The sequence below is a fragment of the Mycobacterium sp. NTMscope_Eco_3 genome, from assembly GCF_976985685.1.
In genome coordinates this window covers 1-19966 of the sequence record NZ_CDRJYZ010000003.1, presented here as the reverse complement: position 1 = coordinate 19966, position 19966 = coordinate 1, and the positions used below count along the sequence as shown (strand labels likewise).

The window sequence follows — 19966 nt, the reverse complement described above, 5'->3', positions numbered from 1 at the left end:
ACAGCGGCCCCCGAACGGGTCGGTGTGCCACCGGCGTGGGGCTGAGGTCATGTAACTTGTGCGCCGATCGGAGATAACGCGGCGATAACCGTAGCCGAATACCCTTCTTCCATGCGGCCCGACCACACCGTGGCAGAAGAGGTTTGGGATGGGCTGGCAGGGTCATCCTGTGCCAGGAACCTTGAGAAACGGTGTCGTCAACGAGGCGGTGGCAGATGACCCATGATGGTGGCGGCATGTCGGATGCGCGGATGTTCGATGTGGCCAAGGGTGTGCTGATTGCAACACGGGGGTGCACCTTAGATGAAGCGCTTGCCGAATTGGTCGAGGTGGCCCAACGCCATCGCGTCGGTGTTTTCGCACTCGCTCGGGCGCTGGTGGCTCTGGCGTCCTTCGACGGCGGGCACCGCTCCGATCAGGGCGCCTGTGACGCCGCGGCCTCGACGTGGGGTGGTGTGTTCGGCCGTTCACTGCTGAGTCCGGCCGGTACCGGGGCGACATCTACCGGCCTTTGACACGCGAAACAACACCGAAATATTCAGTCCTGTCGTTTGTTTTTGTGAAGGAAAGTGATGCGCAAGGAGTTGTTTTCCGGCTTTGGTGAAACCGGATGGGATGTGGCGCCGTGGGATGCTAAACCGGCGTTTACTGCCGAGGAGTTGCAAATCTTGCTTGATCCGGCGTTGTCGGCCGCTGAAGCCGCCGACCGTGTCGGTTGTGTCGTCCACGACGTTCTACGGTTGCGTCGCACCGCATGAGCACCGGCGGCCGCAGCATCGCCAGCGCAAGTTAGCCCTGCCGCAGAAACGCCAGCGTCTCGTTTGTTAGAGATCTGCGACGCGTCTCCTGTCTTGCACGCAGGCTGCGCTGGGTATCAGTGTTTGTCCGGGTAGATCCGGCCGGGGGCGAACTGTGATCGTAGACGGGGTGGGCTGGCCGAGCATTGTCAGCGGTAGCGAGCGGAGTTTTAGATGAGTACGGAGCAGTACGACGCTGTCATTGTTGGCGCTGGTTTCGGCGGAATCGGTGCGGCGATCCAGCTCAGACGACTTGGCGTCGACAGGATCGTGATCCTGGATCGCCAGACCGGCTTGGGTGGGGTGTGGCATCAGAATCGCTATCCGGGCTTGGCGGTGGACGTGCCATCGACCACCTATTCGTACTGGTTTGAACCCAATCCGTCCTGGTCACGGCTGTTCGCACCCGGTGTGGAGCTCAAGCGATACGCCGAGCACGTCGCCGGCAAGTATGACGTTCGCCGACACATGCGGTTCAACACCGTCGTGCAGGGGGCACGCTGGGATGAAGACGACCACCGCTGGCAGGTGAGCCTATCCGGCGGTGAAACGCTGAGCGCCCGGTATTTGGTCACCGCGACTGGGTTTTTATCCCAACCGCGTACCCCCGACATCTGCGGCATCGCCGACTTCGCCGGCAAGGTCATCCACACCACCGCCTGGGATCCCAGCTACGACTTCACCGGCCGGCGCGTCGGCGTCATCGGCACCGGCGCGACCGCGGTGCAGCTCATTCCCGAACTAGCCAAACAAGCCGCCGATCTGACCGTTTACCAGCGCACCGCGATCCATGTAGTGCCCAAGCTCGATTTCGCCATCCCGCCACTCATCCGGCGGCTGTTCGCCAGGGCGCCGTGGGTACAACGAACTTTGCGTTTTATCACCGACGCCCTGTTCGAGCTGGGCATGGTTTCGGCGGTGCTCAACTATCGGTACTTTCGCCGGGTCAACATTGCCGCGGCTGATCTGGCCAAGATCAACCGGTTCATCTCGATCCGAGACAAAGAACTTCGAGCCAAGTTCACCCCGGATTACGACTTCGGCTGCAAACGCCCTACCTACTCCAACGACTACTACCGCGCCTTCACCAAACCTCACGTACACCTGCAGACCAGTTCGATCGAACGCATCGAACCCGACGGCATTGTCACCGCCGCCGGGCAAAAGACCCGCATCGATACCCTGGTGCTGGCCACTGGCTTCGACCTGTGGGACGCTAATTTCCCGGCCATCGAAGTGATCGGCCGCGACGGCCGAAACCTGGGTAAGTGGTGGCGCGACAACCGCTTCCAGTCTTACCAGGGCGTGTCGATCCCCGGCTTTCCTAACTACCTGAGCCTGGCTGGTCCGTTCGCGCACTCCGGGTTGTCGTTTTTCAACATCATGGAATACCAGATGCGACACATGCACCGCCTGTTCACCGAGGTGCGCCGCCGGGGCGCGACCACCTTCGAGGTCACTGATGATGCCAGCGCCGCATTTCTGGAGCGGATGACCAAAAAGCTCGACAACACGGTCTTTAACCGCGGCAACTGTGCAACCTCGCGGTCCTACTACTTCAACCACGCTGGCGAAGCGATCCTGCTGCGCCCCACCTCAACTCGCAACGCCGTCCACGAAGGCTCAAATTTCCCCTTGTCCGCCTACCGCATCAGCTAACCGCTGTCGCACGCCCTGATGTCGGAGCGCACGATGGATGGGCTGGCCGCCGCGCCGGCCCGCGGCCCGCGCCGGCGGGCAAAAACCCAAACTGGGTCCTCGCCAGGTCAAGCTGGCTTCGCAGATGTATGACGAAAAAGACGAACACGGCAAGCGCCGCTACACCGTCGCCCAGATCGCCGCCGAGTTCGACGTCACCCGACCCACCATCTACCGGCACTTGGGCAAGGCCCCAGCTGGCGGTGGGGTCACGTGACGCCATTTATCGCTGAAGATTCACCGCCACACACCGCCGAAGATCACAGCCCGAAACAGCGCGAACTGCGAACACTTTTCTGGGACGAATCCAATTTGTCCTGTCCCGAATCTCTAGATTTGAGCCCCAAGTTCCGTTTTCGGGACGCCTCGCAGGCGTGAAAATGGGCTTGGGTTGCCAGCACGAGTGTTAAGTCGGCACTTCTGGTAGCACCTGTGTAACTATCTGGTAGCGGTGGCGCGGGTATCTGGTAGCGCTGTGGAGGATCGCTTTCATCCGTGACCGCAGGGGTCGCGGCAAGCGAGAGGGATCTTCTGCCGATGACGGATTACCGGTATGTGATGGGCCTGCTGGTGCAGGGGCTGGCCTATAGGCAGATCGAGGCGATGGCGGGGTGCTCGCATCGGGCGATCGCCCGGGCCCGCCGGGTGCTCGACGACGAGCAGCTGAGCACCGCCGAGCAGGTCGCGGGATTGTCGGCCGAGGATCTGGATCGTCTCTTCGCTGATGGCCGCAAGAGCGTGGTGGGCGAGTTCGTGCCGGTCGACATCGACAAGGTCGTCACGGCGCGGTTGGGCCGTAAGAAGCCTCCGCTGAAGGTGCTGTGGGGCCGGTACCTGAAATCCGAGGCCGCCCCGGGTGCCCGGTTCTACGGGTATGAGCGGTTCTGCCAGATCGTCACCGAGCACGTCCGGGTCAACGATCTGAGTCTGCCGATCGCCCACGTGCCCGGGCATACGATGCAGGTCGATTGGGCTGGCACGGCGATGCAGGTCACCGACCCGATCACTCGGGCAGTGACACCGGTACCGGTGTTCGTGGCGACGTTGCCGTTTTCGGGCATGGTGTTCGCCTACGGCTACCTCGATGAGAAACAGCCCGCCTGGTGCGATGCGCATCGGCGGGCGTTCGAGTACTTCGGCGGGGTCGCCCAGGTGATTGTCCCGGACAACGCTTCGACGGCGTCGAACCAGATCAGCCGCGCCGACCGGGCCCGCGAGGTCAACGCCTCGTATGCGGATTTCCTGGCACATTACGGGGCCGCGGCGGTGCCGACACGCTCAAATCGCCCGCGGGACAAGGGAAACGCCGAAGCTGGGGTGAAGGTCGTCACCAACTGGGTAATTCATTTCCTGGCCGATCGGGTGTTCGCCTGCCTCGATGACCTCAACGATGCAGTCGCCGCACAGGTCGAGGCGATCAACGACCGCACCCCGTTTCGCGGGGAGCCGCGGTCGCGGCGTGACTGGTTCGACGCCCATGAGCGCGATGAGCTGATGGCGTTGCCGGCGCAGCGGTGGGAGCCGGTGACCTGGCGTAAGGCGAAGGTCCACCGGGATTGGCATATCCAGCTCGGCACCATCAAATACTCAGTGCCCTACCGATTCGCCGGCCTCGGTGTGGACGTGCGGATCGTCGGCACGGCGATCGAGGTGCTCGCCGACGGGCAGATCATCGCGGTCCATCAGCAGGGCCGGCACCGCAACGGCTATGTCACCGACCCCGAGCACGCGCCCCCGCACTATGAGTCGGTGGCCGGGCTGTGGACCCGCGGCTACTTCCTGCGCCAGGGGGCCAAGGTGGGTCCGGCCACGGCGGCAGCGCTCACGAGGCTGCTCGACGGCAAGGCGATCGAAGCCCAGGGCTACCGGTCGTGCATGAACATCCTGGACCTGGGCAAACGCTCCAGCCAGAACCGAGCGCTGCTGGAGGCGGCCTGCCGGGAGCTCGTCGCCGAAGACCCCAACCGGCCGATCACCTACACCGCGGTCAAACACCGCATCAGCGCGCTGCGCGCCGCCGCCGGCCAACGCCCCACCACCACCAGCGACGACGGTGGCGGTGGCCCGATCACGCCCGTGCCCAGGACCGGCGGCGCCGTGGCCCGGGCCGGCGGCCGTGACACCAGCCGCGCGCATCTGGCCGGGGCCAAAGCATTCAGCCTTGACGCGCTCACCACCGGCGATCGGCGCGCCGACGATGGTGGCGATGACGCCGCGGCAGGAGTCCGGCGATGAATGACCAACACCTCAGCGTCGATGACATGCCGCTATTCACCAAACTGCGGATGACCGCGTTCGGCGAAGCCGTCATCGAGATCGCCAACGACCCCGCCTGTGACCAATGGAGCTTCTCCCAGAAGATCCGCCATGCCCTGGAACAGGAGACCACCGCCCGCACCGAGCGGCGCGTGCTCAAACTGCTCAAAGCCTCCCGCACCCCGAACCCGGCCGCGTGCGTGGAAGACATCCACTACCTCGACGGCCGAAACCTCAACCGCGACTTGATCAATCGCCTCGCCGCGTGCCGGTGGATCGATAACACCACCAACCTGGTCATCCTCGGCAAATCCAGCGTCGGCAAGTCCTATCTGGCCCAAGCGCTGGTCAACGCTGCCTGCCGGCGCGACTACACCGCCAGATATTTCCGCCTCGATGATCTGGCCAACCAGCTCGCCGTCTACCAACGCCGCGACACCCAACGACTGACGTTTCTCACCGGCGTGCACAGCTGCGAGGTCCTCGTCCTCGACGACTTCCTGACCACCCCGATCACCGGCGAGACCGCCGCCGAGTTGCTCAACATCCTCGCCGCCCGAGAAGGCCGCGGATCCACCGTCGTGACAAGCCAATTCGACCCCGAAGACTGGTACCGATCCCTGCACGACGCCGTCATCGCCGAATCCATCCTCAACCGCATCGTTTCCACCGCTGAGCTCGTCCAACTCGACGGACCCAACATGCGCCGACACAGCCACCACACCGACTCCACATGAACGAACGCGGGCGCGGGGACCGCTACCAGATCCCCGCGCCCGCGCTACCACTTCGTCACGCACCCGCTACCAAAAACTCCGGCTAAACAGCACGAGTTGATCATCGAGCGGGTATGCGCCATCGACGTGGCCAAGGCGTTCGGCAAGGTGTGCGTGCGCACTCCGCCGGGAGCGTCGGCGGGTCAGCAAGGTCTGGGACGGCCGATGCTGGAGGGCACCGCAATCGCTCACGGCATGGTCTGATGCGTGCTCCGCTCCGATTCGGCGACGACGTCAGCGAGCGCGGCACGGAGTTGAGGCCAGTCTTCTCCTAGGCGTGATCGCCAACGGACTTCAATCCGGCGCAGCGCGTCAGCGGTAATGGCTGCTACCCGATGGCCGGCGTCAGTGAGTTGAATCTGCCTCGCCCGCTTGTCCTCTGGATCATCGACTCGCACCAGATAGCCGTCGCGCTCGAGACGGCTCACCACGAAACTCAGTGCCTGTTTCGAGGTGTCCAGGCGCTCGGCTACGGCGGTCAGCCGCGCACCGCCCTGGGCGAGCAGCACGAATAGTGACGCGTCCAGCGGCTGGGCGGTGACACCTTGGCTCTTGTATGCGTCAGCCAACGACCTGCTGATCTGATACGTAAGCCGGGCCACCAATGCCGTCAGCGGAAGTAACCCGACATCGACGCTCCCGCCGATCGGCGGGACTGCGGACTGGGTACTCAGTGCCCGGACGCGCCGCGGCGTGGATTTCGACACAAGCTCTGCACCCTTCAAGTTAGTAAAGTATCTTTACCAGAATGCACCAACGGGTCGGTAGATGCCCTTCCCCACGCCGCACCACTGCCATCGCAATGAGTTGCGCCATCGCGATTCTCGGTGCCGCTTCCTGCGTCAGTCGCGCAATGGCTAATCCCGACGAATCCGGTCAGCTCGCCTACGGTGGGCTGACGCGCACCTACACCGTGCATGCGCCGGCGGGTGTCACCCACCCGCAAGCGCTGGTAGTCAACCTGCACGGCGGCGGCTCGACCGGAAGAGCGCAAGCCACGCTCACCCACTATGACGCCGTCGCTGACGCCAATGGGTTCGTCGTGGTCTACCCCGACGGCATCGACAAGAACTGGGCCGACGGCCGTGGGGCATCAGAACCTGATCGGCGCGGCGTCGACGATGTCGGCTTCCTCACCGCGCTCGCCGCCAAGCTCGTCAACGACTTCGGCATTCCACGAGGCCATGTCTTCGCCACCGGAATTTCCAACGGAGCCTTCATGACCAATCGGCTCGCCTGTGAGCGCGCCGATGCCTTCGCCGCCATTGCGCCCGTGTCAGGCACCCTCGGTACCAACATCACATGCGCTCCGTCTCGTCCGGTGGCGGTGTTCGAAACACACGGGACCGCCGACCCGATTGTGCCGTTCGATGGCGGCACGATGACCGGCCGAGGCGGCAGGAGCACGATCATGTCGGCACCCGCGATGGTCGATCGGTGGCGCGACATCAATAGCTGCCAGGGCGATCCCCTGGAGGACACGCTACAGGGCAGCGATGGAATGACTGTGGACCGCTTCGTCTCGCCGTCGTGCGCAGCCGGCAGTAGCGTCGTGTTCATGCGCGTCGACGGTGGCGGACACACCTGGCCCGGCGGTCCCCAATACCTGCCAAAGGTGATCATTGGGCCCACCACAACAGCTTTTGATCAGTCGCAGAGTTCATGGGACTTCTTCGCCGCCCACGCACGCTAGCCTGCATGGGTCGCCACGACGACCCTTTCGCCACGGTGGGCATCGATTTGGTCAGCGGGAACGCCGATTTCGGAGTTTGGCCTCTTTCAAGGCGGACACGGGCTGGTAGCGGTCACAACGGTGGATAACAAAGCCGGTCTGATCGAGCAGTTCCTCGATGCGTTCAGCGATGTCGAAGGGCGCGCCGCGCAAACTTGGGGTGTCGGTAAGGATCGTGTCACCAGGTACAAGATCCAGACGATGCTGATGCAGCTGGTCTCTGCCGTTACCCAACGGGTACTGGAAGAAGTCGGCACCGCCACTTCACACCCGAACTTCCTCCGAGTTAACTTTTGCGCGCGTCTGCGATCGCGGTGGCGATGTCGGGCAACGCGGCTTCGGCGGCCTGTTGTCCTGCAGCAATGAGTTCGGGCACTGCTTTTGCTGACCAGCGCGGTGCACCGCTGGTGTCCGGTTGGATAACTATCTCCGCCGGGTGGCCGTTGCTGACCTCCGTTGCATGGCGTCCAGCCCCACGCAACATGTGGCGTGCCGTCCGCAGGACGCCGCGTTCGACATCGACGGCGACGACCAGATCTGCACCGAGAAGGCGAGCGGCCCGTACCGGCAGGTTGTCAGCGATAGCCCCATCGACGAGCAGCCGATCGCCGATGCGCACCGGCGGAAACAGGCCTGGGACTGCACTCGTAGCGCGCAATGCACAGCCTAACGGCCCCTCGGTGAGCAGCACCGCCTCCCGAGCGCGAATATCCCACGCTACCGTACCGAAGCGGCGCGGTAGATCCTCGATCCTGCTTACTTCTATGTGCTTTTCGATGCTCTGTTCTAGCGGCGACGTATCGAGCAGACCCCACCGCCGCTCCCGGTTGAGTTTCGCGATATCGCCCCACGTTGCGTTGAGGACTACATCAATTATGACGCGGCTGCTCAGCCCCGCGGCGTAGCCAGCTCCGATCAAGCCGCCGGCGCTAGTGCCCGCCACGACGGGAAAGGAGAGCCCGGCCCGGTCGAGAACCTCTACGACACCGGCATGCGCGGCACCAAGCGCGGCACCGCCGCCGAGCACGAGACCAAGCCGGGGCCCACGTTCGGGTGTTTTCTCCCTCACCGTCACCTTTCCTAGCGAGCCGCTCCATACACCAGATCACGGTGTGTCGACTCGATGATGTCGCGCGCCTGATTACGCAGTATCGCTACATCGCAGTGGGTAAGGCCGGTTGTCGCAAGGGGTTTACCGATGATGACGTGAACCACCCCGGCATGGATCGCCGTGCCACCGCGCGCCCACACCCGGCAACTCCCGTGAATAGTGACCGGCAAGATCGGCGCCTGATTGATCACTGCGATCGCGAATGCGCCGTCTTTGAACCTATCAACCGCTTGACCAGTCGACGTCGTGCCCTCCGGAAACACCAAAAGGGAGTGGCTACTCGCCAGACATCCAGCAGCAACTTCGTTGATCTGCTTCAGATCCGCGCAACGCCGATCGACTTCCACCATCCCGACTACTCGCATCAACCAGCCAAGTACAGGGATGCGGAATAGCTCACGTTTGGTCAGAATGCGCAAAGAGATCGGCAATGCGCTCAGGTGGACCATCGGGTCGAGATTCGACTCGTGGTTGGACACCACAACATAGCCCGTTGTCCCGCTGACATTATCGAGACCATGCACGATCACCCGCGCTCCTGTAGCGCGCAACCATACGTTGGCCCACCACCGCACAGCGCGGTCAGCCACCTCCGACCCCGATCGAACTGATCCGTGACAACTTAGGAACATCGCGACCGCCAATGTCGCCACCGCGCCCGCAATAAAGGTCGGCACAGTGCGCCAGGAGACGCAAGTACGCGGCAACGACCGCTCCATCAAGGCGTAGGCGTCTCCGGGTGCACAGAAACTGTCATCCAAGCAGCTCTGCCCTCCGCGGACGCATCGTCGACCGGTGACTCACCCATGAGTCCGACGATAGTCGACTGGTAGCTGTTTGAACCTGACGCGGGGTGGCGAACCAAGTCGCGGCAAGGCCTTGCCAGGCGCGCCAGAATGTCCAGATAATCGAGCAAGAAATAAGGCCGATCAGATCTTGTCTTGAGATCTCTGGAGATCGGTGCCGTCAGCAAAGATAAGGTTTCCGTCGTCGAGCTCGATTGCCCATCGTCGGCTTGGTTCGGCGATGCGAGTGTTTCCGACGGTGACGACGTATCCAGATGAATCGCCAAAGTCTTCGACGATTACGCCGGAACGTTCGTCGCTGCTGCCAGGGTAAACCCGTACGTGTTGACCAACCTCAAAGTCAGAGCTCCGTGACATAGATCAAATTTACGGCAACGAAACTTATGAACTTCGGACAACCCGTTTGGGGTACGCCTGTGCTCTTTTCTAGAGATTGGGGAGCGATCAGATCCTGTCTCGGATAACAAGTTTCAGCAACCGGTGGCTGCTCGAAGTGTTCGGCAGGCTTGGTGCATCCGTGCCGGAGACAAGCGAGTGATCCGGCGTCGGAGCGCGGCGCGCGGCAGCGTATGAATGTTGTCGAAATTGACAACGCAATCGCTTGGTACACGGTCGTCGGCGATGGTCAGTCCTAGCTCGGAAACCAGTCCCCTATGGGTGCGGGTCAATGCGGCTACGACGACCGCGCCGATCCGGTCAGCAACCGGATCTCTCGTGAGAATAAGTACGGGCCGGTCGCCGCCGGGTGTCGCGGCGAACCACAGTTCACCGCGCCGCATCGGCCCAGTCAGCCCAGTCCTCGGCAGGTCCCCAATCGGCGATCTCGGAGAGGGCCTTCTCATCATCCGTCACGGGCTGCTCGGAGTATGCCTGAACGTCTTGGTCTGCCGTGAGCTCGGCCAGGTGGCGTCGCAGTGCCTCGCGGAGCAACTCAGACCGATCGATGTGCAGCCGACGTGCCCACTGCTCGACCGCGGCCGCGTCCTCGTCGTCGACGCGAAAGCTAACCATTGTCATACAACCATCTTAGACCGTATGACGGCGCGAGATCGACACGTAGGCCAGGGCTGCCGGCCGAGGTTATCGCGGCCGCACCAATCGCCCCGCCAGACCTCGGCGAGGAGTCCCGATGTCTCGAATCTAAAGATTCGGGAATGTCCAGATTGGAGTCATTCCAAAAGAATCTCCGCAGCTCGCGCTGTCGCGGGCCGTCTCGTTTCTTGTCCCGCACCGGCGTGTCTCGAATCTGGTGTGCCGCAGGCTGTGAGACGGTGTGCCGGTGACGGCGATTCTGGGCTACGCGCGGGTCAGCACCACCGGCCAGGACCTCGACGCCCAACTGGCCGCATTGAACGCCGTTGGCGTCGAGCCGGGGCGGATCTTCACCGACAAACTGTCCGGGTCGGCCAAGACAGCCCGGCCCGGGCTGACCGCCATGCTCGACTACGCCCGTGCCGACGACACTGTCGTGGTCACCGCGATCGACCGGCTCGGCCGATCCGTCGCCGAAGTCACCCGCACCATCGCCGAACTCGGCGAACGGCGAATCGTGTTACGCGCCTTACGTGAAGGAATCGACACCGCCACCTCGACCGGGCGCGCGGTTGCGGCGATTATGGCCACGCTGGCTGAACTGGAACTGGAGCTGGGTCGGGAACGCCGGGCCGCATCACGCGAATCCCGCCGAGCCCGGCGTCTGCCGGCCACCAAGCCCTACAAACTCAGCCCGGAACGGCAACAACAGTTGCGCCGACTGGCTGCCACTGGTGAACCGGTGCGCGAGCTGGCTTCGGCCTTTGGGATTGGGCGGGCCACAGCATACCGTTATCTCTCGTCCCCACTTCCTGCTGCGCCTGCGGTACACGGCCTGGGGAGTTAGCCCCAGAAGATGCCGGTGGGGTCGCGGTCGATCTCGGCGAGCAGGTCGTCGACATGTGGCGAGGCCTCTATGGAGTCATAGCGGTGAAAGCGCAGGTTGCGGTCGCGCCAGTACAACGTCCACACCTTGGTCGCAGCGGTGTAGCGCAGGCGGGCGATGGGAAAGCTGCTCCAGTGCGGTCCATAGTCCTCGCGCCAGGGCGCTCGGCGCTCGATGATCGTGAGATGTTTTGGGGCGGCGTCGCATTCGACGCGTACTTGGTGGCGTGCGTGCTCGGGCACCCGGTCAGCGCACCACCGCTGTACTCGCGCGACGTCGAGGTCGGGCAGGGCCATCGGATCACCAGCCGTTGAGTTTTTGGGCCGCGGTGCTCAGTGCGTCAAAGGCGGCATCGAGGCGCTGTTGGCGGCGGCGGTTGGGTTCGTGGTTGGCTTCGGCGGCAAAAAATCCGATCAGTTCGTCGAGGTCGTCGGCGGTGGCGTGCAGGGCGGCGCCCTTGGGGTGGGCGCGCATGCCGAACACCAGCCGTTCACAGTCGGGGTCCAGCAATACCAGCTCGCGCAGCGCGGCGGCCACTTCATCGGCGGTGACGACCTCGTGGACCGGGGCGGCGGCTGCGGTGAGCCGCCGGCGGCGCAGGTCATACGGTGAGTCGGCCCAGTTGCTGATGACTCCCTCGTCAGCGCAGACACTGCACCGCCACGCAATCGGTGCGGGCGGTTCGCGCCGCGCAATGGTGATCCGTCCCGGGCAGGGCAGCGCGCTGGTCCACAGATCGCCGGCACCGTGGCTGGCGGTGGCAGCCCGGACGATGGTGCCGAAGTGCTCGGCGAGGCGACGCGCGGGACTGGGGACGTCGTCGGGCAAGTCCAGGAAATGATTTAGGTCGCTGACCAACACTGTGCAGGACTGTACCGGGCCGGGCGATCTACAGCGGTGTCGACGTGTCGGAATCGTCGCCGGTGAGGGGCGCATCGGTATCGTCCTGTTGTGGGAACAAAGGCCGAACGCCGGGCCGCGAGGACAACCGTGGCCGGCTATCACGAAGCGCGACTCGGTGAGCTCATCGAACACATTGCGGTTGCAATCGACGGCTACCGCGCCGGCCAGCTCGACGCCTACACCGTCGACGAGACGATCCATCACTATCACCAAGCCGCCCGCGAGCTATGGAAATTTTGCTGGTCCGGTGGCGGTGGAACACACATCGAGATGATCGCCGGCATCCTCGATCGGATGGCCACTGACGGCGAAACGATCAACTGGTGGGAACGGGTCACACCGCGACAACGCGAGTGATCCGTGCCTGACTTTCCGTCACCTCAAACATTTCCACGGTCCCAAAAACCTTCGTTAACGGGACACGCGAGAGCAATCCTGAACGATTTTGCTAGTTGACCAAGCTAACATAGCTATCGCTGCTAGCGTAGCTATGTGCGCTACGCTAGCTAGCGTAGCGGTCGCGGCAATTGGCCAGGAATTGAGGATTTGACCATGCAACAACCCAAACGCCACGCGCTGTGCAACCAAAAGGGCGGCGTCGGCAAAACCGCCACCGCGCTTGGGCTGGCCAGCGCCATCAGTCATCGCGGCGGCAAAGCTCTCGTCGTAGACATGGATCCGCAGGCCAACGCCACTGAAGGCCTTGGCATCTACACCGTCGAAGGCCAACTCACCACCGCCGACCTGATGGATCGCACTCAACCGGGATCAGCTATCGATGCCGTCGTGGCCACCGACTGGGACGGCATCGACCTCATCCCAGCGCACCTCGACCTGTCTAACGCCGAGTCCAGCGGCGCGTCCGACCTCGTCTTCCGCTTAGACGTCGCGTTCGAAGGACTCGACTTATCCGCCTACGACGCAGTGCTCTTCGACTGTCCACCCAGCCTCGGCAAGCTCCTTTTTGCCGTCCTGCTCACCGTCGACGACGTTTACGCAGTCACCGAACCGACCAAAGACTCCGTTAAAGGGGTGGCCCGCCTCGAAACCACCATTGAGAAAGTAAAAGTACGGCCAAACCCCCGCCTCGAATTCGCCAAAATCATCATCTCCCGACGCCAGAACAAGGGCGAACACATCGATCGAGAACGTGAACTGCGCGCCGCTTACGGCGGTCTTGTCGCCAACACCGTCATTCCGGACCTCGGCGCGCGCCAGGACGCCCACAGCGCCGAAGTACCCATGCACAAATACCGAGGCGGCCGCGCCCTTAGCCTGCAAGTCGCCTACGACGACCTCCTCGACGAACTTGGCATCAGTATCGGAGCGGCCGCATGACCACTACCCGTAAGCCCGCCATCACCCGCGTCACCGGCCACCCCGCCGACGCCATTCCCGACCGACCAAGCACGACGCCGGCGCCGACCCCCGCCAGGCCGGCCTCGTCGGCGGCGCAGATTGCGACCGCGCCAACCGAGGAAAAGCTCAGCGAACAGCACAACGTCCGCATCCGCCCCTCAGTAAAATCCCGCCTCACCAAAGCCGTCGACAAGCTCCGCTACGAAACCGGCGACCGAACCATCAGCATCGCCTCCATCACTGATCAGGCGATCGACGACTACCTGAAACAGCGAAGCTGCTAGCACAGATAGCTCTGCTAGCTCGCATAGCTCCTGGAAGCCTGACAAGCCATCACCGCTTCGTAGGTCACCGAAGAGTCCTTCCCTCGACCAACATCGTGTTCAACGGCGTGAGGGGTGCCCTCAAGGCCGTGCCGCTACGCGGTCGGCGGTGCCGAGCCTGACCGCACCCCCTCACGCCGCACGATGAGCGGGCCAGTACGAGGGAAGGACGTGGATTGAATCAACTTACCGAGCGCTGAGGCAAACAAAAGGTCGCAATGTCATACGTATGTCTTACAATTAGGTGGTGTTGGCTGAGATGATCTGGCCGCCCGAGGTGATAGCCCACATGTGGACTCACCACCAGACCACTGTGGCGATGGCCGCTGAGGCTTTAGATGATCCCGATGTCGTGGCGTTCATCCCGGACCCCAAGAGCCGCTCCGGAAAGAGCAGCCGGTTTATTGGCTATTCACTTACGGCCGGTCGGCTCGTTGTCGTCATCGTCGTCGAGCACCAGGGCCAGCATTACGGCGCCAACTGTTGGCGCGCCAACTCCACCGACCAACGCACCTATCAAGGAAGGACCAAGTAATGAGCACTGAACTCAACGACCTTCTCCACGAGGCCCGTGAGCTGGAAGGCGTCGACAGTTCCGAATACGCCGCCGCGCCGGCCACCCATCCCAACCGCGATAAGGCCGCGATCCTGACCGTTCGGCTTACCGAGGCGGAGATGACGCAACTACGCGAAGCCGCGGAAGAACGTGGTCTACCTATGTCCGCTGTAGTACGAACAGCCATTGCTCATGAACTATCGCCACAGCACGATGACGGCACTCGCGCATTGATCAGTGCGCTGCACGACCACAACCTGTCCATCGTCAAAACTCGGTGAGCGTCAAATGTCACCAGCTATGAGTGCAGCCGAGCACTGGCAGGCCTGGCTGGACCGCTACGGCGACGACTACGCCACCGACGAGGAACGCCGCGCCGCGTACCGTGACTTCAAAGCCAACCTGGCCGATTACACCGAACGGTTCTCAGCTGGCGGCGACGATCCTTGACCAGAATGCCAAGTACTTAACGAAATTTATTTGGCGCGCAACGCAATCGGCGACTTCAGCGCCTATCCGTTCTCGCTGCCGGTGATCCAATCCTTTGAACACTGCCGAGTTCAACTCGTCGACCACACTGCCACCCTCGGCGCAGCTTGATCACAAAAAGATCTCGCCGTCTGCGTGTCGTTATCAGATAACAGCCGTTCGCACTGGCATGGTTCAGCCATGGCTCAATCGCGCTGCACACACAAAGGCGACCGCGCCCAGATCATGGCCCGGCCTCATCGTGTCGTCTACGACATCGTGAAGCGCGAGGCTGCCGAGCGCGGAATTCCTATGGGCCAGTACGTCGCCGACGTGTTGGCGCAACACGTCGGGCGCCCCGAACTAATTCGCGAGCTCGACAAGGAGGCGCTGCCGCTGGCGATGTAGACAGCCGCGCCCGACGCGCGCTCTTAGGAGCCATGACTGTCAGGGCAGATGTGACAAGTCAATAAACGGCGAAACCCCCGGCTGGCGGGCCGAGGGTTTCCGCTCTCCCCGAAGGGACTTTGCTCTGACAAGCAAGTCTCACGGTAGCGCATACCTGCGTCAGGTTCCAGGTAACGCGCACCGTGACGTACCAGATTCGCAATTTAGCCCGCTGACGTATCGCGGGTGTTCGTCGGTGCGGCCGCGTCGTGGTTTGGTGTGTACGCGGCCGTGGGCAACACGGTTGGCGGCGGCCGGTCATGGTTATCGCCGGCGGCAGGCGGCCGAGGCGGTTGCGGCGATCACTCTCGAGCTGGGGGAGGCGCCGTGGGCGGGAGTGCCGTGCTGGACCGGGCGGCTGCAGCGTTGGGTGACGTGGACGGTTCCGGTGGCCTTTGACTGCCGCTACGACACGCAGGTGCGGCCGGTGATGCCGGGCAATCCGATCAGCCGGCGCGCGCTGCTGGCGGTCGCTGGGGCGCGGGCACGGTATGCCGATTACGCCACCGGGCGTAACTGCCGGCCGTCGAATGAGCGGCTGGCCGCCGACACCGGTTACAGCGTGCGTACGGTGCAGCGTGCCGACACCGTGTTGCGGCTGCTGGGTGTGGCGACTGAGGTGCTGCGGGGTCGGCAGCGCACCCGGGCCGAGCGGATGGCGTCCTGGCGGGTGGGGGACCGGCGCCGCGGCTGGGCGTCGGTGTGGGCGCTGCACGATCACCCCCAGCTCACCGGTCGGGTGTATCGGCTGTCACCCCACCTGCGTAGCGGTCCCGTTAGGGATAAAAACTCACCTATGCAGGTGGTTACTACCGACCCCGGTGGCCCTACGGACCCCCGGCCAGACAGCGCGCCGCACCGCCGAGCACCCGATGCCCGGGGCGGCGGGCTGGCGCGGGCCTGGCGCGCCGATCGCCACAGCCCGCCGTGGGCGCGCCGGCACAGCGCCAATGCGTGGGCCGCGCTACTGGCCGCGCCCGCGGCGCACGGCTGGAGTGCGCGCGATCTCAACGCGCTGATCGCCGACTGGGCCGGCGTCACCGGCAACCGTATTCCGGACAACCCGCACAAGCCGATCGGACTGCTGGGCGCGATGCTGGCCTGGCACGGCCGCGACAACCTCGACGCGCGACCCGCTGCCCTGGATGAGGCGCGCGAGGCCGCCGCGGCTGCCGCGCACCGCGCGCATCTGGCCGCGCAGCACGATGCGCACACCGACCACCTGCGTGCCCGCGCGGCCGGCCGGCGCGCGCTGGGCGGTGCGGGCCACACCGCGGCGCGGGCGGCCGCCGCGGTCGCGGCGCGGCGCGGCGCGCACAACCGCACCACCGCGGCCGCCCAGGAGGCCGCGGCGCGGGAAGCCGCGGCCGGCGCGGCCCGCGCCGCGCGCCCGGTGCAGCGCTGAATCGCGATGCTCAACCGCAGAGTTGTGGGCGCGACTTTGTGCGCGCCGCGCACAACTCTGCGCAATCTCCCGTCCGGAAATCGGGTTGTTAGGTGTGCTAGGAACGTTGGCGGCGGGCGGTCTGGGTGAGGTGGGTGAGGTAGTCGGCCATGCTGATATCGCCGGCGGCGTAGGCGACCAGTCGGGTGATGTCGTCGGCGCTGGGTTGCCAGCCGGATAAGACGCCCTCGGCGATGGCGTTGCGCACCGCGCGCCGATCCGCCGGCGCCAACTCCGCCGATAATTCGTCGACGCGGCGCCACAACGCCGCGAGCTCGTCGCCGTCACCGCCGGCCACCGTCATCCACACCATCGCCACTGCAACCCTTTCCCAGGTTTATCCCACCCGGCTTGTCCGTCAAATCCCCTGCCTACCAGCGCTTCCCCCAGCCCCCTGCCGGACCCTTCCGTCCAGCAACCATTCTCCCCGCCCCGGCGTGTCGCTCCGGCACATTTGCACAAGGGTGTGCGAGGATGGGCCGGTGTTGACGATGGCGAAGTTGTCGCGGTGGTCGATCAACTATTACAACGACACCGCGCGCGCGGTGGGTGAAGCGGCCAAAGACGCCGCGCGGGCCAATGGTGGGTTGGGGGAGTACTACAGCGAAAAGGACACCCGGACCCCGGTGTGGTTGTGTGCCGGCGACGCGCATACGGTCGCCGAGTTGGTGGGGTTGAGCGATGCTGCGCGGGCGGGTGGTGAGGCGGATCCGGAGGTGGTGGCGCGTTGGCTTGATGATGGTGTGGCGCCGGGCGGGGTGTGCGGGCGCGGGTTGGGTAAGGGTGCGGTGCATGGGTTTGATTTGACGTTTTGTGCGCCTAAGAGTGTGTCGTTGGTGCGGGCGTTGCGCGGTGATGAGGTGGCCGACAAAGCGGTGCTGGCCGCGCACACTGCGGCGATCGCGGAGGCGCTGGAGTATCTGGCTCAGCATGCCGGCTACACCCGGGTGCACAACCCGGCCACGGGGGACAAAGACTTGGTGCGGTTGCCGGGTTTGGTGGCGGTGGCGTATCAGCATGAGACCAGCCGGGCGGGGGATCCGCACCTGCACACCCATGTGTTGGTGCCCAACCGGCAGGCCCGCGGCGACGGGAAGCTGGTGTCGATCGATGGCACGTCGCTGTTTCACGAAGCGCGCGCGGCGGGGGTGATCTATCAGGCCACGTTGCGCCGCGAACTGCACCGCGCCTTGGGGTTGGAGTGGGCGCCGGTGGACCCGCACACGGGCATGGCCGAGATCGCCGGCATCGACTCGAACAGCATCGCCGCGTGGTCACAGCGCGCCTCGCAGTTACGCGAGTGGGCCGCCCGCCATTTGGTCGTCGTCGACCCGGGCGCGGGGCCGACGCAGGGGCAGTTGGCGGCTGCGCAGAAGGCCACCCGCCCGGCCAAACCCGAACAACTCGCGTGGGCGGCGCTGGTCGAGCAGTGGCGTGCAGATGCGCGCGGGTTGGGGGTGGATCGCGCCGCCCATGCTGCGGCGCGTGCGGCCCGGCGGGCCGCAGCTGCGGCGCCGTTTCACCGTGGACGGTTGGCCGCGGCCGCGGCACGGATTGAGAAGGCGGCGTTCACCCGGGCGGATCTGGTCGAGGTGATCGGTGCGCAGTTGCCGGTCGATATTGAGGGTGAGACTCGCACTCCGCGGGAGCTGATCGAGGCCAGTGTGGAGCAGGTGGGGATGCGGCTTTCTGGGCCGCGGGCCGCGCATCAGCGTGAGGGGCACGAGCGCTACACCCTGGATCGGATTTTGGCCGAAGAGGCGCTGCTGTTGGATGTGGTGGGGGCACGCGAGGAGCGGTCGCAGTTGTTCGGGCTGCATGAGTTCGACCTGGCGGGCTTGTCGGCTGATCAGCAGCGCGCGGTGCGCACGATTGCGTGGTTGCCGTGGCTGGTGTGCCCGCTGTCGGCGCCGGCCGGCGCGGGCAAGACCACCTCCATGCGCGCCCTGCGGAGGGCTGCGAACAATAGCGGCAAGCGGGTGCTGGTGGTGGCGCCGACCGGCAAAGCCGTCGACGTCGCGGTGCGCGAAGGTGCCGGCGACACCGGCCTGACCGTGGCCAAAGCCCTCAAATCCCTGCGTGAGGGCACGCTGACGTTGACTCCCCGCACGCTGGTGGTGGTCGATGAGGCCGGCATGGTCGGCACCGACGCGTTGCGTGAGCTGTTGGCCGCCACCACCGCCGCGGGGGCCAAGACCGTGCTGGTCGGCGATGCCCACCAACTCGCCCCGGTGAAGGCCCGCGGGGGCATGTTCGCCCAGCTGTGCACCGACCTGCCCTGGACCCAGACACTGTCGCAGGTGTGGCGGATGCGTGACCCCAACGAGCGCGCCGCCTCCCTGGCGTTGCGGGACGGCGGGCCGGCCCCGGTGCGCCGCGCGGTCACTTGGTATCGGGCCCAGGATCGGCTGCATACCGGGGACCCGATTGCCATGGCTGCCGACGCTTTGATGGCTTACAAAGCGGATGTGGCCGCGGGCCGCGATGCGCTGCTGATCGCCGACACCACCGAGATGGTTGACGCGCTCAACCGGCGCTTGCACGACGAGCGCACCGCCGCTGACGCCCCTACCGTGGCCGCCGCGCGCGGGCAACGGCTCGCGGTCGGCGATGTGATCCTCAGCCGCCGCAACGACCCCTCGATGCCGCTGTTTGAGGCTAGCCGCGCGGTCCATGATCCAAGCGCTGATCCGGTGCGCAACGGGCAACGCTGGCAGGTCCTGGCCGTGGACCCCGACCACGACCGCATCGCCGCCTGCCGGCTCGACGACGGCGCCCGGGTGGCCTTCAGTGGCGACTATCTGCGCGAGCATGTCAGCTATGGGTATGCGGTCACCGTGCACGCCGCCCAAGGCGTCACCGCCGACACCACCCATGCCGTGCTCAGCGAAGCCACCCGCCGCAACCTGCTCTACGTCGCCATGACCCGCGGCCGCGAGGCCAACCACGCCTACCTCTATGAGCGGCTGGGCACCGAAACCGAACACGAACACCCCGACCAGCAGCCAGGGGTGCATGTGGCGCGCCGCGGCAGTGGCCATCAGGCCGCCCAGCTGGTGCGCGGCATCATCGGCCACCGTGACGAGCAACCCCGCACCGCTCACGACGTCGCCGCCCAAACCGAGGACCGCGCGCAGCTGCCCGCCCGGGTGCAAAGCCTGCTGGCTCGGCGTGCCGCGGGAGTGGCGCGCCGTCGTGCCTCCTACCAGCAGTGGCGCGACGGCCGCCTCGACCGGCTCCTCGACCAGCAACAATGGATCAACCACCACCGCCACCGCAGTCGCGGACGCGGCCAGAGTCGAGATTACGGATTGGAACTGTAGTGACCTTCGCCGGAACCCCTTCAGTCTCAGTGTCTTTGATGCCATAAGG

The 19966-nt window shown here is 64.8% G+C and carries 26 protein-coding genes; 18 read left to right on the top strand and 8 right to left on the bottom strand.

The features are described 5' to 3' along the window. The first annotated feature begins 236 nt into the window (after positions 1-236). The 7 genes from AC0KTM_RS29495 (at position 237) to AC0KTM_RS29465 (ending at position 5731) form a co-directional block, all read left to right on the top strand. The gene (locus AC0KTM_RS29495; protein ID WP_161808173.1) at positions 237-515 is read left to right on the top strand and encodes an ANTAR domain-containing protein; all 279 of its coding nucleotides are present in this window, start codon (positions 237-239) and stop codon (positions 513-515) included. Positions 516-572: 57 nt separating this feature from the next. Beyond that, positions 573-758 carry a hypothetical protein gene (locus tag AC0KTM_RS29490; protein ID WP_082408954.1) on the top strand — a complete coding sequence of 62 codons (186 nt, stop codon included), beginning with the start codon at positions 573-575 and terminating at the stop codon, positions 756-758. Positions 759-971: 213 nt separating this feature from the next. Then, entirely contained in the window at positions 972-2456 is a 1485-nt protein-coding gene (locus tag AC0KTM_RS29485; RefSeq protein WP_054586170.1) for a flavin-containing monooxygenase, read from the top strand. A 37-nt stretch (positions 2457-2493) separates the two neighbouring features. Then, positions 2494-2712 (top strand): helix-turn-helix domain-containing protein, encoded by a 219-nt coding sequence (locus AC0KTM_RS29480; RefSeq protein ID WP_054586171.1) that lies wholly within the window; start codon positions 2494-2496, stop codon positions 2710-2712. Between the two features lie 320 nt (positions 2713-3032). Next, positions 3033-4730, top strand: a complete 1698-nt coding sequence (gene istA, locus AC0KTM_RS29475) for an IS21 family transposase (protein ID WP_054586253.1) — start codon at positions 3033-3035, stop codon at positions 4728-4730. Beyond that, positions 4727-5488, top strand: coding sequence for an ATP-binding protein (locus tag AC0KTM_RS29470; protein WP_054586254.1), 762 nt, complete (start codon positions 4727-4729; stop codon positions 5486-5488). Before istA ends, AC0KTM_RS29470 begins: the two co-directional genes overlap by 4 nt. 96 nt (positions 5489-5584) lie before the next feature. After that, complete coding sequence (locus tag AC0KTM_RS29465) at positions 5585-5731, top strand: hypothetical protein (protein ID WP_225336970.1); 147 nt, start codon at positions 5585-5587, stop codon at positions 5729-5731. On the opposite strand, the gene AC0KTM_RS29460 is transcribed toward AC0KTM_RS29465, so the two are convergent. Next, the gene (locus tag AC0KTM_RS29460; protein WP_338341764.1) at positions 5716-6096 is read right to left on the bottom strand and encodes a MarR family winged helix-turn-helix transcriptional regulator; all 381 of its coding nucleotides are present in this window, start codon (positions 6094-6096) and stop codon (positions 5716-5718) included. The genes AC0KTM_RS29465 and AC0KTM_RS29460 overlap by 16 nt on opposite strands. A gap of 233 nt (positions 6097-6329) precedes the next feature. On the opposite strand from AC0KTM_RS29460, the gene AC0KTM_RS29455 reads away from it, so the two are divergent. After that, on the top strand, positions 6330-7220 hold the full coding sequence (locus AC0KTM_RS29455) for an extracellular catalytic domain type 1 short-chain-length polyhydroxyalkanoate depolymerase (protein WP_152981295.1): 891 nt from the start codon (positions 6330-6332) through the stop codon (positions 7218-7220). A 325-nt stretch (positions 7221-7545) separates the two neighbouring features. Here the strand turns inward: AC0KTM_RS29455 and AC0KTM_RS29450 are convergent, their stop codons facing one another. The 4 genes from AC0KTM_RS29450 to AC0KTM_RS29435 all read right to left on the bottom strand — a co-directional run bounded on the left by AC0KTM_RS29450 (position 7546) and on the right by AC0KTM_RS29435 (position 10187). Next, complete coding sequence (locus AC0KTM_RS29450; RefSeq protein ID WP_161808163.1) at positions 7546-8328, bottom strand: patatin-like phospholipase family protein; 783 nt, start codon at positions 8326-8328, stop codon at positions 7546-7548. A gap of 11 nt (positions 8329-8339) precedes the next feature. Then, positions 8340-8900, bottom strand: coding sequence for a lysophospholipid acyltransferase family protein (locus AC0KTM_RS29445; protein ID WP_161808164.1), 561 nt, complete (start codon positions 8898-8900; stop codon positions 8340-8342). Positions 8901-9646: 746 nt separating this feature from the next. Next, positions 9647-9955 carry a type II toxin-antitoxin system PemK/MazF family toxin gene (locus AC0KTM_RS29440; RefSeq protein ID WP_082408910.1) on the bottom strand — a complete coding sequence of 103 codons (309 nt, stop codon included), beginning with the start codon at positions 9953-9955 and terminating at the stop codon, positions 9647-9649. Then, complete coding sequence (locus AC0KTM_RS29435; protein ID WP_082408911.1) at positions 9942-10187, bottom strand: ribbon-helix-helix domain-containing protein; 246 nt, start codon at positions 10185-10187, stop codon at positions 9942-9944. Before AC0KTM_RS29435 ends, AC0KTM_RS29440 begins: the two co-directional genes overlap by 14 nt. A gap of 268 nt (positions 10188-10455) precedes the next feature. Here AC0KTM_RS29435 and AC0KTM_RS29430 point away from each other — a divergent pair, with 268 nt between their 5' ends. Then, positions 10456-11055 (top strand): recombinase family protein, encoded by a 600-nt coding sequence (locus AC0KTM_RS29430; RefSeq protein ID WP_054586230.1) that lies wholly within the window; start codon positions 10456-10458, stop codon positions 11053-11055. Here the strand turns inward: AC0KTM_RS29430 and AC0KTM_RS29425 are convergent. Beyond that, the gene (locus tag AC0KTM_RS29425) at positions 11052-11390 is read right to left on the bottom strand and encodes a DUF3024 domain-containing protein (protein WP_054586226.1); all 339 of its coding nucleotides are present in this window, start codon (positions 11388-11390) and stop codon (positions 11052-11054) included. The genes AC0KTM_RS29430 and AC0KTM_RS29425 overlap by 4 nt on opposite strands. 4 nt (positions 11391-11394) lie before the next feature. After that, positions 11395-11955, bottom strand: a complete 561-nt coding sequence (locus AC0KTM_RS29420) for a hypothetical protein (RefSeq protein ID WP_054586227.1) — start codon at positions 11953-11955, stop codon at positions 11395-11397. A gap of 90 nt (positions 11956-12045) precedes the next feature. Here AC0KTM_RS29420 and AC0KTM_RS29415 point away from each other — a divergent pair, with 90 nt between their 5' ends. The 8 genes from AC0KTM_RS29415 (at position 12046) to AC0KTM_RS29380 (ending at position 16555) form a co-directional block, all read left to right on the top strand. Then, positions 12046-12354 (top strand): hypothetical protein, encoded by a 309-nt coding sequence (locus AC0KTM_RS29415; protein ID WP_054586228.1) that lies wholly within the window; start codon positions 12046-12048, stop codon positions 12352-12354. A gap of 195 nt (positions 12355-12549) precedes the next feature. Continuing rightward, entirely contained in the window at positions 12550-13335 is a 786-nt protein-coding gene (locus AC0KTM_RS29410; protein WP_054585951.1) for a ParA family protein, read from the top strand. After that, positions 13332-13640 (top strand): hypothetical protein, encoded by a 309-nt coding sequence (locus AC0KTM_RS29405; protein WP_054585952.1) that lies wholly within the window; start codon positions 13332-13334, stop codon positions 13638-13640. Before AC0KTM_RS29410 ends, AC0KTM_RS29405 begins: the two co-directional genes overlap by 4 nt. A 286-nt stretch (positions 13641-13926) precedes the next feature. After that, positions 13927-14214 (top strand): transposase, encoded by a 288-nt coding sequence (locus tag AC0KTM_RS29400; RefSeq protein WP_225336992.1) that lies wholly within the window; start codon positions 13927-13929, stop codon positions 14212-14214. Continuing rightward, positions 14214-14516 carry a ribbon-helix-helix protein, CopG family gene (locus AC0KTM_RS29395; RefSeq protein WP_054585953.1) on the top strand — a complete coding sequence of 101 codons (303 nt, stop codon included), beginning with the start codon at positions 14214-14216 and terminating at the stop codon, positions 14514-14516. The genes AC0KTM_RS29400 and AC0KTM_RS29395 overlap by 1 nt, the downstream gene beginning before the upstream one ends. A gap of 19 nt (positions 14517-14535) precedes the next feature. Further along, entirely contained in the window at positions 14536-14685 is a 150-nt protein-coding gene (locus AC0KTM_RS29390; RefSeq protein WP_225336993.1) for a hypothetical protein, read from the top strand. Positions 14686-14904: 219 nt separating this feature from the next. Beyond that, positions 14905-15111: a hypothetical protein gene (locus AC0KTM_RS29385; RefSeq protein ID WP_054586160.1), complete on the top strand. Its 207-nt coding sequence runs from the start codon at positions 14905-14907 to the stop codon at positions 15109-15111. A 256-nt stretch (positions 15112-15367) separates the two neighbouring features. Then, positions 15368-16555, top strand: a complete 1188-nt coding sequence (locus AC0KTM_RS29380; protein WP_238958573.1) for a helix-turn-helix domain-containing protein — start codon at positions 15368-15370, stop codon at positions 16553-16555. Positions 16556-16652: 97 nt separating this feature from the next. On the opposite strand, the gene AC0KTM_RS29375 is transcribed toward AC0KTM_RS29380, so the two are convergent. Continuing rightward, positions 16653-16907 carry an antitoxin VbhA family protein gene (locus tag AC0KTM_RS29375; RefSeq protein WP_238958577.1) on the bottom strand — a complete coding sequence of 85 codons (255 nt, stop codon included), beginning with the start codon at positions 16905-16907 and terminating at the stop codon, positions 16653-16655. 169 nt (positions 16908-17076) lie between these two features. On the opposite strand from AC0KTM_RS29375, the gene mobF reads away from it, so the two are divergent. Beyond that, positions 17077-19917 carry a MobF family relaxase gene (gene mobF, locus AC0KTM_RS29370; protein ID WP_054586162.1) on the top strand — a complete coding sequence of 947 codons (2841 nt, stop codon included), beginning with the start codon at positions 17077-17079 and terminating at the stop codon, positions 19915-19917. Positions 19918-19966 lie beyond the last annotated feature (49 nt).